Source organism: Lewinellaceae bacterium, from assembly GCA_020636135.1.
GTDB lineage: Bacteria > Bacteroidota > Bacteroidia > Chitinophagales > Saprospiraceae > JAGQXC01.
The window spans coordinates 366,978-383,415 of record JACJYK010000001.1; the positions used below are offsets into that span (position 1 = coordinate 366,978).

Here is a 16,438-nt window from a genome sequence, read left to right on the forward strand (position 1 = left end):
GAGCAACGGCCTGAATGCCTGCACTAATGGTGGGAAATTGTACTGTAGACGGATCAGATTAATACCAGCATTTTTGCACGTAATTCGTAGCTTGTTTGGCAAAAGTTGCCGTGGTACGTTATCTGTTTTGCGCCCTTTTGAACCTGATGCTAACGCACAGCGAGGCTCAGAAGTGGAATGCATCATCCATTCTCGGGTACAGCCGGGATGCATTTCCCATAGCTTTCGATTCACTGATTCATTTTCTCAGCATACCCAATGACAGCCACGATTCGCTTGGTATAGTGGCTAATGTGCAATGGTGTGAAAAGACGTATCGATCGCGTGGCTTCCAGGTTCAGACCATTTATGAGTCCGGGGTTCCTTTCGTGCTCGCAAGTCAGGTGATCGATCCTCATTTGCCCACTGTCTTGTTTTATACTCAGATTGACGGCCAGCCGGTGGATCCATCGGCCTGGCATCAGCCCGATCCCTATCAGGCAGCGTTGAAAGATAGCAGCGGAGTGATTCTGGACAATGCGGTTATACATGCAGCCTGGAATCCCGACTGGAAGCTGTATGCACGTTCGGCTTCGGACTCCAAAGGCCCTGCCATTTGTCTGCTCACGGCATTTGACATCCTGCATAAATATGGTGTGAAGCCTGCTTTTAATGTAAAAGTCATCATGGATTTTCAGGAGGAGCTGAGTTCCCCTAAATTGCCGGTTGCCGTTGCCGATCACCGCGATCTCTTTGCCGCAGATATGCTGGTGGTGATGGATGGCGCCCGCCATGTATCGAATATGCCTACGCTCACTTTTGGAGCGCGCGGTATTGCCACTGCAACCTTAACGGTTTTTGGACCTAGGGTGCCGTTACACAGCGGGCAGTACGGCAATTTTGCTCCGAACCCGGTATTTGGACTGGCACGGCTGTTGGCTGCCATGAAAGATGAAGATGGACGGGTGCTGATCCCCGGTTACTATGACGGGATCCATCTTACGGCAGAGGAGAAAAAACTTTTACGCGAGGTGCCTGAAAATGCCCTTGAACTCAGCCATCAGTTTGGATTTGCGGAACCTGAGAAAGTAGGAGACAATTATCAGGAGGCCTTACAATACCCCACCTTGAATGTCCGCGGACTGCGGGCGGCGTGGACCGGTGATGCGGTCCGAACCATCATCCCCGATGTAGCCCTGGCCGAAATGGATGTGCGGCTGGTTCCCGAGACGGATGGGGAGCGGCTGATGCAATCCATACGCCAATTTATCATTGATCAGGGGTATCATCTGGTCGACGGAAAACCTACGGAAGAGGAGCGCAACACTTATCCCAAGCTGGCGGCATTTGATTACGAAGTTGGTTATGCTGCTTACCGTACGGATTTTGACACGCCGATCGGCGACTGGCTCAGCAAAGCACTGACGCGGGCATTGGGCGATGCTCCGTTACTGATGCGCACTACCGGTGGCTCACAGCCTATTTCGCCCTTCATCACCGCCCTGGGATTGCCTGCCGTTTCCGTCCGCATTCCGAACCCGGATAACAACATTCACAGTCCCAATGAGAACCTGCGACTGGGCAATTTCCTGGAGGGCATCGCTTCCTGTGTGGGTATTTTGACCGAAACAATTAAACCATAAAGCAATGACTGACCTCCCCAAAACCAACACCCTGCGAATTCGATCCATTGATGTGCTACGCGCGGTGACCATGGTCCTGATGATCTGGGTTAATGACTTCTGGACTCTTATTGGTGTACCGGAGTGGCTGGAACACATGCCGGCAGCAGCTGATGCCATGGGCTTCTCCGACGTAATATTCCCGGCGTTTTTAGTTATCGTGGGACTTAGTATTCCTTTTGCCCTGGATAAGCGGATGGAATCACAATCATCCTGGGAAGTGGTGGCTCATATCCTGCTCCGAAGCCTGGCTTTGATTGTGATGGGTTTTTTCCACGTCAACCTGGAAAACATCTATGGTGACGCGATGATCATACCGGTACCTGTATGGCAGATCCTGCTAACCATTGCTTTCTTTCTGGTGTGGAATGATTATCAGGGTACCGGGTGGCCCTGGCAAAGGACTCGTGTAGCCCAGGGCATTGGACTTGCTCTATTGATCGGTTTAGGCATTATCTTTCGCGGTGGAAATGCAGACCAGATCATCGGGTTGCGGACCCACTGGTGGGGTATATTAGGCTTAATCGGATGGGCTTATTTGTATGCTGCACTTGTTTACTGGGCTTTCCGGGGAAGCATGATCCCGATAGTTGGCGCCTGGATCTTTTTCCTTCTCTTTCACCTTGCGAATTTTGCAGGTTACCTGGACTTTCTGGAGCCCATACATCTGGGTGTCTGGATGCCGGATCGCGGCACGGGAGTGGCTCTGGTATTGGGAGGTGTAGTCGCTTCGAGTGTGTACAAACGACTGGCACAGGAAGCATATGGTCAATTCATTGGAGTCCTTCTAGTGATGAGTAGCCTCATGCTACTTTACGGCTGGCTGACCAGACCGGCTTTTGAGCTATCCAAAATTCGGGCAACGCCGGCCTGGATCGGGTATTGTACGGCCATCACTTTGTCGGCTTATGCGTTGATTTATTACCTGGTTGACATCCGGAAATGGGATGGCTGGTACCGCTGGATAAAACCGGCGGGACGCAGTACCCTGACGGTATACCTGATTCCCTACATTTATTATGCTGTGATGCGAATGATCGGCATACATCTGCCCGAAGCATTGCGTACAGGCATTATCGGACTGCTCAAATCCTTGCTGTTTGCCCTATTGATCGTGGCCATCGCCGGATTCTTAAACCGGTGGAAGATCCGATTGAAGATTTAGACAGTTACACAGAGCAGCACAGAGGGTTTACGGAGATTCGCGGAGGATTTGGCCCACAAATACGTGAAGTGTGATTTGACCGGGTATGATGAAGCTTGTTACAAAGAGGTACACCGGGGGAACCCGGAGGATCACAAGGATTTGGGCCACAATTTCACGGACTATTCAGCATTCAACATCTAGAAAAATAATAACTCTGCGCTCCTCTGTGTCTTCTCAGCGTTCATCTGTGAAATATCACAATTTTCCATATTCCTGCATCACCGCTTTAAAGATACCTTCGCGGATCGGATTCGGATTAAAATACGAGCCATTCGGCTGGAGTCCTACATTTTGCCGGTTGATGAGGATGATGATGTCGAGGTCCTGTTCCGGGACGACGCAGATGCTGGTTCCGGTGAAGCCGGTATGGCCAAAACTCCCGGCGGGAGCGCCTTTCATGAACGAATTGGTAGGGTCCATCATCCAGCCCAGTCCATTGTGAAAGCGGTCCGGGGTGAAAAAGGTCTGGATGGTTTGTGGTGTTAAAAATGGCTTGCCGTCTGCCGTGCCATCGTGCATCAGCATATCCAGGAGGAGTTGAATGTCTTCCACGCGGGAGAAGATGCCCGCTGCACCACAGACGCCGCGTCCGGCATACCAGGCATTGCCGTCATTGACCTGACCTGTCAGGACGTACTGACGCCAGCCATCCCAGGAATCCGGATCGAGTCCCGGGACGATGAAACCCAGGGAGCTGTCGCGAACCATGCGGTATTCATATGGATTGCCCAGAGACGTGGCGGCGATGGCCTGGGAGGTGTCGGGAAGGTAGCCGGTATGATCCATGTGGAGCGGCATGAAGATGTGCTTCCGGACAAAATCTTCAAGCGGTTCTCCGGATATTTTTTCTACGAGCTCACCCAGCAGCCAGAAACCCAGATCGGAATAATGCCGGCCGGCGCCGACCGGAAATTTTAAGGGTAGGGACTCAATGAGCCGGTAGGTGTCCTCCCGGTTGTCACTGCGGTAAAACATGGGATACCATTCGGTGAGGCCGGAGGTATGGGTGAGCAAGTGACGCAGCGTAATGGACCGTTTTTCCGGGGTATCAAAGGCGGGGAGGTATTTGTATACCGGGTCATCCACGGAGAGTTTGCCCTGGTCGTGAAGCAGCATGATTGCAGAGGTCGTCCCTACCACTTTGGTCAGCGAGGCCAGGTCGTAGAGGGTGGTGGTCGTCGTTTTTGGGGGATTTTCAATCCATTGATTGGCAAAATTTTTCACCTGGATGAACCCGTACCCTTTTTCATGAATCACTTGTCCTTTGTGCTTTACCAGCACGACACCTCCGGGGATGAGCCGGGCGTCGATGTAATGGGCCATGATGGAGTCGATGGAAGTGGAGAGGGAACTGATTTCTATCCTGGACGAAGGTTGCGCACAACCAAATAAGGTGGTCAGAATAACAAATGGTAAAAGGTAATTTCGATACATATGATGAACTATGAATTAGCCATTATAGCAGTGTCCCCAGCCTTTTGCGCATGAGCACCTCTGTAAATCCCTCCTTGACAAAATCCGTCAGATCACCCACTTTTTCGAAGCCAAATTCTTCGTAAAGTTTTTGTGCGCGATCATTGAAGGTGGACACACAGATGAACAAGTTCACCGCACGACCGGGTGCGGTATTTTCGATGTGTTGCAGTAATAGCGATCCCAATCCCAGGCTGCGGTATTCGTCGCGGACAAACAGAGTCTGAATATACAGGCGGAATGTGCCGATGGTCTGCACGATGGCAAATGCAATGATGTCCCCCTCGGAGCGGATAACATATACTTCCTTGCCAGGCCCGCTAAATCCTGCCCGGCAGTTCTCCAGGGTATAATCCATGGTTTCCCACGGAGGGGATGTGACCATCAACCGGGCGGCGGTGTCGAAGTCTTCCGAACGGGTAGTCAGTTCAATCGGATCGCTCATGCAGTATTTATTTTTCGGATCAATCGTAGAAACAGCAATGTAAGCAACGCATTGACAGCAATGTTCATAAACCCAAAATCAAAACGGAAAAAATGTGACGAGGCCATATTCAGTGCATAGGTGATCACCGCTGCAGCGATACAAACCACGGGAACCCAGCGCTGTAGCAATTCCATGCGGGTGAACAGACCGGCCAGGAATAAGCCCAGTAGCGGTCCGTAGGTGTATCCGGCAATGCTGAAGATGGTATTGATGATCGCGCCCTGGTTGTTCCAAAAGGCCATGATGATCAGGAACATGACGGCATTGACTGCCAGCAAAACCCCACGTTTGATGCGCATTTTTTCCACATGGCTGCGCTGCTCGTATCCAAAGAAATCGTACGAAATGGAGGTGGTCAGCGCGGCTATACACGAATCGATGCTGGCGAAGGTCGAAGAGATCACGCCAATGAAAAAGGCGACCACACCGATCTTTCCGAAATAATTCATGGTCAGGAAGGGATACAATTTGTCAGTATCCAGAAATTTTCCATCCTGGCTGGTAAGCGTAATCCCTTTTTGTTCTGCAAACAGGTAGAGCAGGATACCCAGCAACAGAAACAAGGTCTGGGCAAAGGCGATGAAAAAGCTGAACGCCAGAACATTTTTCCGGGCCGAATGCTGATCCCGGATGGTCAGTGTCTTTTGCATCATGCTCTGATCGAGGCCCACCAGGGCTACAGTGATCAGGAACCCTGAGACGAATTGTTTGAAGAAATTGGAGCCGGCCCTGGGTGAAAAGTCGAACCATTCAAATAAGGGCGATGCGGCGATTACATCACTCAGCGGGCTTAATGAATAGCCCAGCGACTGGATGATCACCCTGATGGAGAGGATTAGCACCAGAAGTAACGATAGGGACTGTAGCGTGTCGGTCCATACGATGGTTTTTACCCCGGATCGATGGGTATACAGCCAGATGAGAAATAGGATCAGGACAATGCTTACCGGATAAGGCACACCCAATGGATCGAGGAATGCATCCTGGAGGATCTTCACGGATAGCAATAAGCGCAGTGCGGCGCCAAACGATTGCGACACGATAAAAAACAATGACCCGGTCTTGTAGGTTACGGTGCCAAAGCGATCTCCAAGGTAGGAATAGAGTGAGACGACCCGGTGATGGTAAAAGGTAGGTACCAGCACCAGTGCGATGAAGAGGTAGCCCAGGATGGACCCCAGGATAAACTGAAAATAATACAGGTGATCGTTGCCCACATTGCCAGGAATGGATACCAGCGACACGGCGGAGATGCCGGAGCCGATCATGCCAAATGCCACCAGGTACCAGGGTGACTTTTTATCGCCGTCAAAATAGGTTTGATCACCGCTTTGCCGCGAGGTCCAGCGGGAGATAAGCATCAGTACGGAAAAATAGCCGATGATGATCAGGAAGATCAGACCTGGTTGCATACGTAATCCTGTCTGTGATAACAGTAAGGGTGTAAATTAGGAAAGGTATTTTATCCGGAGACGGTGTGGCTCTTGTAAATTCCGGTCAGGCCGATAAAAATCCACCGTCAACCGGGATCAGTGCTCCATGCATATAGCTGGCTACATCCGAACACAGCATCAGCACCACTTTTGCCACCTCGTCGGGCTGGCCCAGTCGTCCGGCCGGCAGTCTTTGTTTGAAATTTAATCCATCCTGTATGACGCCAAATTCAAACCGGAGTAAGGTATTGACAGCCGTACGTTTGATCCGTTTGGTCATGATGCCACCAGGCAGGATAGCATTGATATGAAACCCCCGGACGGCATATTCCCGCGCCAGATCGCGGGTTAGCGTGATTACGCCGACCTTGGACAGGGAATATTGGACCAGGTCCTTTTTAAAGGGCATGATGGCCTCGATGGAGCCTATGTTGACGATGTGGCCACCCACCTTCCAGTTGTGGCGGATGAAATGCTGACACATCCAGAGCACTGAATTCAGATTGAGATCCATGATGCGTTGTAATTCGGCCTCGGTCAATTCCATAAAAGGAAGGAAAGGATAAATACCGGCATTGTTAACCAGATTATGGACAGGCGTATCTCCCAACTGGTCCCACAGCAGATCAATGGATGCCTTCTGTTCCAGGTCGGTCGTGAAGGTTTGGACTTCGGTGTTGAATTCCGCCAGTTGCTTTTTCAGTTTGCCGAGATTGCCGGCATGGATGTCAACCAAAATCAGGTCACTGCCTGCTTCGGCAAATCGCAATGCGATGGCCTTGCCAATTCCGCTTGCTGCCCCTGTGATCAGGGTGCGCTGGCCAGTAAGTGATAAAAGTTCCTGATGTGATTTCATTGGATCTGGTTTAGATTAAATCTAGGGTGCAGTTCAACCACCTCTAATGATAAAACCAGGATGGTTAGTGGGAAGTTTATGGTTCCAGGCATGAATATTAGACGATGTTTCATGGTGGATGAGTCAATGAAAAATTCTAAATTAATTTGATGGAAATAAACGGTCAGCAATGAAGCCAATCGTCCAAATATCCCTTGATCTTACCAATATTGATGAGGCATTGGAAACGGCTGCCATGGCCCTTCGTGCCGGGGTGGATTGGCTGGAGGCAGGTACCCCGTTAATCCTGGCGGAAGGATTGCATGGTGTACGCAAGCTGCGTGAAGCGTTTCCTGAAATCCCAATCGTCGCGGATCTTAAGACCATGGATGGTGGCTATCTGGAGGCCGAAATGATGGCAAAAGCCGGGGCCACCCATGTCGTGGTCATGGCCCGGGCCCATGAAGAAACCATCAAATGCGTGGTGCAAGCCGGCCGGGGTTATGGAGTCAAGGTGATGGGAGACAATTTGGGTTGTCCCGATATGGTCGCTGCTGCGCGATGGCTGGAAGAACTGGGTTGCGATTATGTGGTGCATCATATCGGCTACGATGAGCGCCGGGGCATTGCCGCCCGGGGATTGCGGATGCCCAGCCCGCTGGATCAGCTTCGTGAGGTTGTTCAGGCGGTGCGGATCCCGGTCCAGGCGGTAGGTGGACTGTCGTTGGAACAGGCTATCCGCTGTCCGGAATACGGAGCTCCACTGGTCGTGCTGGGTGCTCCCCTCACCATTGATGCCGATGCATTTAGGACGGCTGACGGGAACCTGGAAGTATCATTAAGGCTGATCTGTGAGAAGGTACATGGATATGAGGTTTGAGAAACAGAGGTAGAAGAGGTAAAAAAGGTAAAAGAAGTAGAAGAGGTAGCAGAAGTAAAAGAGGTAGCAGAGGTAGAAGAGGTAAAAGAAGTAGCAGAAGTAGCAGCAGAAGAACAGTTGGCAGAGGTGGACTGGTCTAATAATCCGATATTAAATTAGTTGGATATCAATTATATACACATGAAGAATTTGTAGTATGAAATCAGCAGCGGTAGTCAATTATGCCCCTGAACCCGGGTCGGTGGAAATCCGTGAACTCCCGACACCGGATTTCGGAGAAGAGGATGTGTTGCTTGAGGTGGCCAATGTGGGAGTCTGTGGCAGTGACTTACATCAATGGACGGCAGATCACAGCTGGCCGGTGAATTATCCGGTCGTCCTCGGCCATGAATTTGGTGGCCATATCGTTGCTCTGGGCAAGCGGGTGTCCGGATGGAAAGAAGGAGACCGGGTGGTGAGTGAAACGGCAGCCGTGATCGATCCGAATAACCCGATGTCGCGGCAGGGACTGTATAACCTGGACCCGACGCGGAAAGGCTTCGGTTACGGAGTCCATGGAGCGATGACCCGCTATGTTTCGGTGCCTGCCCGCTGTTTGCACCGTGTTCCGGAGGGATTGGCGTTTGAACAGGCCTGCCTGACCGAGCCCTGCAGTGTTGCCTACAATGCGATGGTTGGAAACACCAGGCTGAAGCCGGGAGACCGGGTAATCGTGATTGGCCCGGGCACCATCGGTATCCTGTGTGCTGCGGTAGCCAGGTTGTGTGGCGCAGAAGTGGCCATCGTAGGACTGGAAACAGATCGCAACCGGTTGGACATTGCCCGGAAATATGGATGCGAACCGATCATCAGAGATGCAAAAAAATGGGCTATGGAGCGTGATGGCCTGGGAGCCGATGTGGTGGTGGATGCAGCGGGAGCCAGCGCAACGTTGCAATCAGCCATGCAATGGGTGCGCCCCAATGGGCAGATCACCAAGGTAGGATGGGGCCCACAACCCTTGCAATTTTCATTGGATCCTATTGTGCAGAAAAATGTCACCCTGCAGGGCAGTTTCAGTCACAACTGGCCTGTTTGGGAAAGGGTATTGGCTTTGTTAGCCGGAGGGCAGTTGGATGTAAAACCGATTATTGGCGGGGTGTGGCCGGTAACCGAATGGCAGGAAGCATTTGAAATGATGCATAAGGGTGAAGTGGTGAAAAGCGTGCTGAAGCCGGTATGAGGCTAAGTTTCAATTAATTATAATTTTGGATTTTCTTTTCGGATAAGGTCAAACTTATTTGTCCGACTCCATCTTTACATTTGTTTTTCGTGATTGATGGCTTCTGAAATTGATCGGATAACATTCCGTGTAGAGTAAATAAAATCATTTATACTTCCACAAAATGAATTTGTGTGATTTTCAATTTCAATTTATGTTGTGACACGGGAAATGTAATTGGGTTATTTGGTGGATACAAATTGAAGAAAAGTAGCTGGAACTTTATTTCTCTGTCACCACTATATTACCGGCAGGGCAGGTCAATCGACATTTCAACATTTTATCAATCCGATCGACTTCTCTGCTTTCTATCACCTCGACTTACTTCTCTACTTTTTGTCATCTCGACCGACTTCCCTACTTTTTGTCATCTCGACCGACCGGAGGGAGTGGAGAGATCTAAAGAAAGTATGGATGGATCTGGTTTAGATTTCTCGACTACGTCCTCGTACCTCGTCCTCCGCTCGAAATGACATTGAGTTATTACGTAGATGCAAATAGATCAAGTTACCCGGATTCTGATCGATCGCTCATACCAAATATCCTAAATGCTTCTTTTCGTACTTTTAAATTGGAATGAAAGATTAATTAATAGTAAGAACAATCCCATGCGATTAAAAGATAAAGTCATCCTCATCACCGGAAGTACGACCGGGATTGGCAAGGCCATCGCGAAACGGTGTGTAGCCGAAGGTGCAAAAGTAATCGTTCACGGATTGGAGCAAGAACTGGGTGAGGCAACCGTGCAGGAGATAGGTGCGGAACATGCCGTTTTATACATCGAAGATTTATCGGTAGCAGGATGCGCTGACCGGCTGGTCGCTCAGGCTATTTCCCATTTTGGTCAGCTGGATGCGGTGGTGAATAATGCCGCTGCCGTGGTTTCGTCCAACCTGCAGACCACGGACCTTGCTCTATTCCGGCAGGTGCTGGAAGTCAATACGTTAGCTCCTTTTGCCTTGATACAGGCAGCTTTGCCTTACTTGAGCCGGTCGAAAGGATGTGTTCTGAACATCGGTTCCGTGAATGCCTACAGTGGAGAACCTAACCTGTTAGCCTATAGTGTATCCAAAGGCGCATTGATGACCCTGACCCGAAATTTAGGCGATACCCTCCACCGGGAAAGTCATGTGCGCGTCAATCAGATCAACCCGGGCTGGGTGCTTACCGAGAAGGAAATTCAGCGCAAAAGAGCGCATGGTTTGGATGACGACTGGTACAAAGACCTGCCGCCAGTCTTCGCTCCCGCTGGCCGCATCCTTTTTCCCGAAGAAATAGCGGCTGCTGCCGTTTATTGGCTTTCCGACGAAAGTGGCCCCATCAGCGGGCAGGTTGTGGACCTGGAACAGCATCCGTTCATCGGAAGGAATCCGCCTAAAGATGATACGACCATTCCCGCCAATAAATAAGTTTTTATGCCCCGTTTAGCAGTTTTCCCCAAAGCATTTATGCAAGCCCTATGTAAAGACGGTACGCTGACCGTATCCGAGTGGATTGAAATGGCGGTACAGCTGGATATCGATGGCCTGGAGTGGTACGCCGGATTTCTGGAAATGCAGGATGAAAAAAACTGGCCCCGTTTTCGCCGGCAGGTAGAGGATCATGGGAAAGTAGTCCCAATGATGTGTTGTTCTCCCGACTTTACCCACCCGGACCGGGAATTTCGTAAAAATGAGATCGGGAAACAAAAACGATGGATCGATATGACCCATGCACTCGGCGGTTCTTACTGCAGGGTGCTCTCCGGACAGCGGCGGCCTGAACTGAACATTGATCAAGGCGTCGGGCTGGCTGTGGAATGCATCGAGGCATGCCTGCCCTATGCGGCAGCGAACGGAATCACCCTGATCCTGGAGAATCATTACAAGGATGACTTCTGGGAGTATCCGGAATTTGCCCAGAAAATGGATGTGTTTTGCCGGTTGGTGGACAGCATTCAGCATCCTAATTTTGGGGTGAATTACGACCCAAGCAATACCTATTTAGCAGGTGAGGATCCCCTTGAATTGTTGTACCGCGTTTCTAACCGGGTGGTGACGATGCATGCCAGTGACCGGTATCTGAAATACGGAACGCTGGAGGATTTGCGGAATGAGGAAGGAGGTGCTGCCGGTTATGCGAAAAGATTAAGTCATGGCGAGATTGGCAAAGGTTTGAATGATTATAACGCGATTTTCCGAGAATTAAAGCGGGTTGACTTTGATGGCTGGATCAGCATCGAAGACGGTGTGGATGGCATGGACCAGCTGGAGCGCAGCGTAGCTTTTGTCCGGAGAAAGATGAAGAATTACTGGCCGGAAAATTGGCAATGAGGGCTCCTCGCCATTCACCATTTAAAATTCACCGTGCATAATTTTTTAAAAAATGTGACCAACCAGTCACAAATTAAAGTATCTTTGTGACCAGGTAGTCACTTTATGCCAAAAGAAACGTTTATCAACCTTGATCAGCAGAAGCAGGCACGATTTCTCGATGTCGCTCTGGAAGAGTTTGCCACCAATGATTTTCAGACCGCCAGCATCACCCGCATTGTCAAAGAGCTGGCCATCGCAAAAGGAAGCGTCTATCAGTATTTTGAAGACAAACTCGATCTCTGGCTGCATCTCAAGAACCATTGCGAACAGGTGAAACGGTCATACATCGAGTCGGTTAGGCGGGATGATTATCCCGATTTCTGGTCGTATTATCAGGCGGTATACACCAATGGTCTGCATTTTGATCTGGAGAATCCCCGCTGCAGCCAATTTCTCTATCGCGTGGGCTTCAAGGAATCCAGCCCGCAAGTCCAGCCATACCTGAATTCCTGGAAAGATAAGGGCACTGCGATGTTGTCCCAGTGGATCGCACTGGAACAGGCCAAGGGGACCATCCGCAGCGATTTGCAGGTGCCGATCCTGGCGCATTTTATGTTTACCATGGGATTGAGTGTGGCATCTCTGATGCATGACTTTTACGGGGTCGACTTTGATCGCAACCTCGCTGAAGGAAAACCGTTGTTCGGCCTCGAAAATGCTGCTCTCCAGGCAGCAGTGAACGATCTGATCCAGTTATTGAAAGCAGCTCTAAAACCCCAATAGTTATGATCCAGGTTTCCGACCTTTCTTTTTCTTATCCCGGCCAGACAGAGGTCGCCATTCGGGGTTTGGATTTTTCCATTGCTGCCGGCGAGATTTTCGGGTTTCTGGGGCCAAGTGGGGCTGGAAAGACCACCACCCAGAAGATCCTTTTCAAACTTTTGACCGGATATACCGGATCCGCCCTGATCGATGGGAAAGAAGTGCGGGATTGGGACATCGACTTATACCACCGGATCGGGGTGAGTTTTGAACTTCCCAATCATTACCTCAAACTAACTGCCCTGGAGAATCTCGATTTTTTTGGCGCTTTTTATCAAAAGCACTACCGCACAGCCATGGAATTGCTGGCCATGGTAGGCATGGAAAATGCTGCCAATCAGAAGGTAGGCGCTTTTTCCAAAGGCATGAAGATGCGGCTTAATTTTGTCCGTGCCCTGCAGCATGACCCGGAGATATTATTCCTGGATGAACCTACCTCCGGGATGGACCCGGCGAATGCCCATCTGATCAAAAACCTGATCCGGCAACTCCAGCAGGAGGGAAAGACCATATTCATTACCACCCACCAGATGCACGATGCACAGGAGCTGTGTGACCGGGTTGCATTTCTGGTTGATGGCCGCATACGGGCACTGGACACCCCCCAGGCCTTGCAACTGGCTTACAGTAATAAGACGGTGGAAGTACATTTCAGAGAAGGTGACCTGGTGAAATCCTACGGACTGAATGGGCTGGGTGCCAATGAGGAATTCCTGCAGGATCTGCAGCAAATGGAAATTGTAACCATCCATTCCAGGGAAGCCAGCCTGGATGCCGTCTTTATGGAAGTAACCGGAAAATCACTGGTATGAGAACATTCCTGCATTTGCTGCGCTGGGATTTCACGTTGCTTAATCGCAATCAGGTGCTGACGGTATCGGTGCTGGTCACCGCTATTTACCTGGGCTTGTTTTGGTGGTTAAAGCAATTCATGGTCGTCGATCAGTTGCTCGTCCTTGTCATATTTAATGACCCTGCCTTACTGGGGTTTTTATTCATCGGGGTGATGGTCCTGTTCGAGAAAAATGAAGGTACCCTCCAGGCCCTGGTGGTGACTCCGGTAAGAGAGGCCCACTACCTATGGTCAAAAATTATTGTTTTGACGCTCATTTCGATAATCTGTTGTTACGGATTGGTTTTGATCGTGCACGGCATTCATTTTGATTGGCTGCATTTTGGGGTCGCAGCGGCCGGGACAACCATTTTTTTCGGTTTGGTAGGATTTATTCTGGTATCCGGGGTTGAAACTTTCAATCAATACATCCTGCGATCGGTCGGATTGTTGATCCTGTTATCGCTGCCATTTCTGGGATACTTTGGCGTGATGCAGATGAATTATTTTGTTTGGGTGCCCACCTGGCCGGCTCTGGTTTTATTTACAGCAGCCTTTTCTGGCATGGTAACAGGTCAGCTACTCCTGGCCTATGGATTATTTTTCGCCTGGAACCTGGCCGCATATAAGCTGGCAATCCAGGCATTTCGCAAGAACATCAAACGCTAAGCTCATGCAACGTTTCTACCATTTTGCCCGGCAGGAATTCCGGCATATTGCCAGAGACCAGATGTTATTGGTGTTTCTATTTGCTCCGTTGATCTTGTATGCATTTGTGCGGTGGGCAGTACCGGCGCTGGAACAAGCCTTTCCGCCCATTGTCGATTATTATCCATACATCTCCATGTTTGGCGCCATGCAGACCTCGATCCTGATGGGATTTATCAGCGCATTCATCCTTCTGGAGGAAAAAGACGAACAGGTTATTCAGGCCCTGCGTATCCTGCCTTTGCGCGCAGCGACCTTCCTGTTGTACCGGTTAACAGGGGCTACCATTCTCGCCACTGGTGGCGCCTGGCTGATCATCCGCTGGGGTGGGCTGGTGCGGGTCGGTGAGTGGCAGTCACTGCTTCTGGCAATACAATTTGGATTACTGGCTCCATTGATCAGTCTGGTGGTGTCAACCTTTGCCCGCAACAAGATAGAAGGAGTGGCATATTTCAAGATCCTTGACCTGGTGATCCTGGCGCCTATCCTGACCTTTTTCTTTCCGGGTTGGATGACCCGGGTGTTGGCGCTGGTGCCGGTGTACTGGTCATTCCATGCCTATGATGCAGCGATCAAGGGGGCTTATTTTATGCTTTGGTTTGCGGCAGGATTGCTGGCATATGCCATCGCCATGGTCATGCTGGGCTATTGGTTTCGGAAAAAGGTGTGGAGGGGATTGTGAATTCTTCCACAGCAGAGTTGAATATATTTTATTTCCCATCCAGCCAACTGTTTTGTCGAACACGATCGGCTTCGGTCGTGAGAGCGTCCATAATCATTCCGGTCTGCAATTGAGGATTTTCCATCAGCTTTACTGTCTTAGTGGAAGCAGTTCCAAACCGTTCGATTTGAACCTGGATGACATCTCCCGGCTGATGATTGCGAATGATGGTTTCGGCTTCCTGAACCGAGGATATCTGCTGCCCATCGATGGTCAGGATCTGGTCTCCGGCATCCAGCCCTGCCTGATATGCCGGTGTACCAAAAGAAGCATAGCGAGAGATCAGCACCTGATGGTCGACCTGTTCCAGGGTAGCTCCCCAGTATCCCTGACCAGGATGGGCCAATGTCAGACTGATGCCGACCGTATTCAGCAAAGCCTGATAATCCGGCAATTCACTGTGATAGATGTATTGATTAAAAAAGTTACTGGCAAATGCCTCGCCGGCGTATTCGGCCAGGGTTGATTCGATGCCGGCAACGGTATAGGGAATTTCCGGTTTTCCGAATCGACCCCACATGCGGGCCATAAATCCGTCGAGGGACAGATCCCGGTCCTGATTTCGCAACGAAAGATCCAGCGCCAGACCCAGTACCTTACCATACGTATAATAGGAGATGAACGTATTGCCGAAATTGACCGGATCGATGGAGCTGGCCGCATCGGCAAAGGGTGCAAATTGACTCATTTCAACCGGAGTCCGCAATCGTCGCGCCGGACTGTTGATGACGGCATTCAACCCTCCGCTGATACCGGATATATAATCGTTTTTTGTAATAAGACCGGCCCGGCAAAGAGTAAGGTCGGTGTAGTAGCTGGTGAAGCCTTCGGCAAACCACAACTCACCGGACATATTGGCCTGTTCAAAATCAAAGGGTTCCAGTGATTTCGGTCGGATACGCTCCACATTCCAGCAATGAAAAAATTCATGGGCTACGGTACCGTAAGCACGTTCAAGGCCACTGCTGTCCAGGACGATATTCCCGCTGATGAAGGTGGAATTCCGGTGCTCCATACCGTCACCGCTGGCTTGAGGCATATAACAACAGATGAAAGTGTAGGTTCCATAGTCGTAGCCAGGCAGTTCCTGATAGACGGCTTTTTCCCGGGCCACGATTTTCGTGGCAGCAGCTTTGAATTCATCAATGACCTCCGCCTCGTTGGGGGCATGCAATACCAGCCGGAATTGATAGCTCTTGCCGTTGGATGTTTCGGTGAATGTGCGGATCTGGAAGTCACTGATCTCCGTAGGACTGTCCATAAAGTACTGCAGGTTTGGTGCGATGTAAGTCGTAGCCGACTCAGGCTTCAGCTGCGTAGCTACTTTCCAGCGCAGGTCTTCACGGAGATTAAAGGTGACCCGGATCGGCCGGTCATCCATACCCCGGGCGAAAGCAAAGGTTGCCGGCATATTAAGGTGCGCATGCGTCTCGTCAATCTGGGCATAAGTGCCATCCCCCCGGTCTCCAAACAACGTGTAAGAGAACACCACCGTACCATGATGACCGAGGACATTCCATTGATAAGGGTTTGGATGGGTTACTTCCAAAGGATGGCCGTCTCCGTCGACGGCCCTGGTAGCGTAACAATTTTTTGCAAATTCGTGAACAGCATAGCGCCCTGGTGAAGACCGGCTCATGCGTATTTCCAAAGGGCCGGCGGGCACATCACGATAGGTGACCTGCACTTCCGCCTCGTGATGAACTGCGTTCGGGAAAGAAATGACGTATTCCACAGGTGTTTGAGCGGATAGTTGCAGTGCCCCAAAGAGCATCAGACTATAGATCAATTGTTTCATAAACAGCAAATTCTTTATCCAGGATA

At 50.4% G+C, this 16,438-nt stretch carries 15 protein-coding genes; 10 read left to right on the plus strand and 5 right to left on the minus strand.

Going from position 1 to position 16,438, the window contains the following annotated elements; translation table 11 throughout:
• The first annotated feature begins 95 nt into the window (after positions 1–95).
• Both H6570_01500 and H6570_01505 read left to right on the plus strand, forming a co-directional pair.
• Positions 96–1,622: a M20/M25/M40 family metallo-hydrolase gene (locus H6570_01500; protein ID MCB9317930.1), complete on the plus strand. Its 1,527-nt coding sequence runs from the start codon at positions 96–98 to the stop codon at positions 1,620–1,622.
• 4 nt (positions 1,623–1,626) lie between these two features.
• The gene (locus tag H6570_01505; GenBank protein MCB9317931.1) at positions 1,627–2,826 is read left to right on the plus strand and encodes a DUF1624 domain-containing protein; all 1,200 of its coding nucleotides are present in this window, start codon (positions 1,627–1,629) and stop codon (positions 2,824–2,826) included.
• Between the two features lie 237 nt (positions 2,827–3,063).
• Here H6570_01505 and H6570_01510 read toward each other — a convergent pair whose 3' ends face one another.
• From H6570_01510 to H6570_01525, 4 genes are all read right to left on the minus strand, one after another.
• Positions 3,064–4,302 carry a beta-lactamase family protein gene (locus H6570_01510; GenBank protein MCB9317932.1) on the minus strand — a complete coding sequence of 413 codons (1,239 nt, stop codon included), beginning with the start codon at positions 4,300–4,302 and terminating at the stop codon, positions 3,064–3,066.
• A gap of 22 nt (positions 4,303–4,324) precedes the next feature.
• Positions 4,325–4,786: a GNAT family N-acetyltransferase gene (locus H6570_01515; GenBank protein MCB9317933.1), complete on the minus strand. Its 462-nt coding sequence runs from the start codon at positions 4,784–4,786 to the stop codon at positions 4,325–4,327.
• Entirely contained in the window at positions 4,783–6,240 is a 1,458-nt protein-coding gene (locus H6570_01520) for a sodium:solute symporter (GenBank protein MCB9317934.1), read from the minus strand. The genes H6570_01515 and H6570_01520 overlap by 4 nt, the downstream gene beginning before the upstream one ends.
• Before the next feature lie 85 nt (positions 6,241–6,325).
• Positions 6,326–7,117 carry an SDR family oxidoreductase gene (locus H6570_01525; protein ID MCB9317935.1) on the minus strand — a complete coding sequence of 264 codons (792 nt, stop codon included), beginning with the start codon at positions 7,115–7,117 and terminating at the stop codon, positions 6,326–6,328.
• A gap of 169 nt (positions 7,118–7,286) precedes the next feature.
• Here H6570_01525 and H6570_01530 point away from each other — a divergent pair, with 169 nt between their 5' ends.
• The 8 genes from H6570_01530 to H6570_01565 all read left to right on the plus strand — a co-directional run bounded on the left by H6570_01530 (position 7,287) and on the right by H6570_01565 (position 14,575).
• Positions 7,287–7,976, plus strand: coding sequence for an orotidine 5'-phosphate decarboxylase (locus H6570_01530; GenBank protein ID MCB9317936.1), 690 nt, complete (start codon positions 7,287–7,289; stop codon positions 7,974–7,976).
• Positions 7,977–8,172: 196 nt separating this feature from the next.
• Positions 8,173–9,198, plus strand: a complete 1,026-nt coding sequence (locus H6570_01535) for a zinc-binding dehydrogenase (GenBank protein ID MCB9317937.1) — start codon at positions 8,173–8,175, stop codon at positions 9,196–9,198.
• A gap of 647 nt (positions 9,199–9,845) precedes the next feature.
• Positions 9,846–10,646 carry an SDR family oxidoreductase gene (locus H6570_01540; protein MCB9317938.1) on the plus strand — a complete coding sequence of 267 codons (801 nt, stop codon included), beginning with the start codon at positions 9,846–9,848 and terminating at the stop codon, positions 10,644–10,646.
• Between the two features lie 6 nt (positions 10,647–10,652).
• Entirely contained in the window at positions 10,653–11,549 is an 897-nt protein-coding gene (locus tag H6570_01545) for a TIM barrel protein (protein ID MCB9317939.1), read from the plus strand.
• A gap of 105 nt (positions 11,550–11,654) precedes the next feature.
• Positions 11,655–12,314 carry a TetR/AcrR family transcriptional regulator gene (locus tag H6570_01550; protein MCB9317940.1) on the plus strand — a complete coding sequence of 220 codons (660 nt, stop codon included), beginning with the start codon at positions 11,655–11,657 and terminating at the stop codon, positions 12,312–12,314.
• Positions 12,315–12,316: 2 nt separating this feature from the next.
• A complete protein-coding gene (locus H6570_01555; protein ID MCB9317941.1) occupies positions 12,317–13,165 on the plus strand; it encodes an ABC transporter ATP-binding protein in 849 nt (282 codons plus the stop codon).
• Positions 13,162–13,854, plus strand: a complete 693-nt coding sequence (locus H6570_01560; protein ID MCB9317942.1) for a hypothetical protein — start codon at positions 13,162–13,164, stop codon at positions 13,852–13,854. The genes H6570_01555 and H6570_01560 overlap by 4 nt, the downstream gene beginning before the upstream one ends.
• Positions 13,855–13,858: 4 nt before the next feature.
• Positions 13,859–14,575, plus strand: a complete 717-nt coding sequence (locus H6570_01565; protein MCB9317943.1) for a hypothetical protein — start codon at positions 13,859–13,861, stop codon at positions 14,573–14,575.
• Between the two features lie 28 nt (positions 14,576–14,603).
• Here the strand turns inward: H6570_01565 and H6570_01570 are convergent, their stop codons facing one another.
• The gene (locus H6570_01570) at positions 14,604–16,412 is read right to left on the minus strand and encodes a M61 family metallopeptidase (protein ID MCB9317944.1); all 1,809 of its coding nucleotides are present in this window, start codon (positions 16,410–16,412) and stop codon (positions 14,604–14,606) included.
• Positions 16,413–16,438 lie beyond the last annotated feature (26 nt).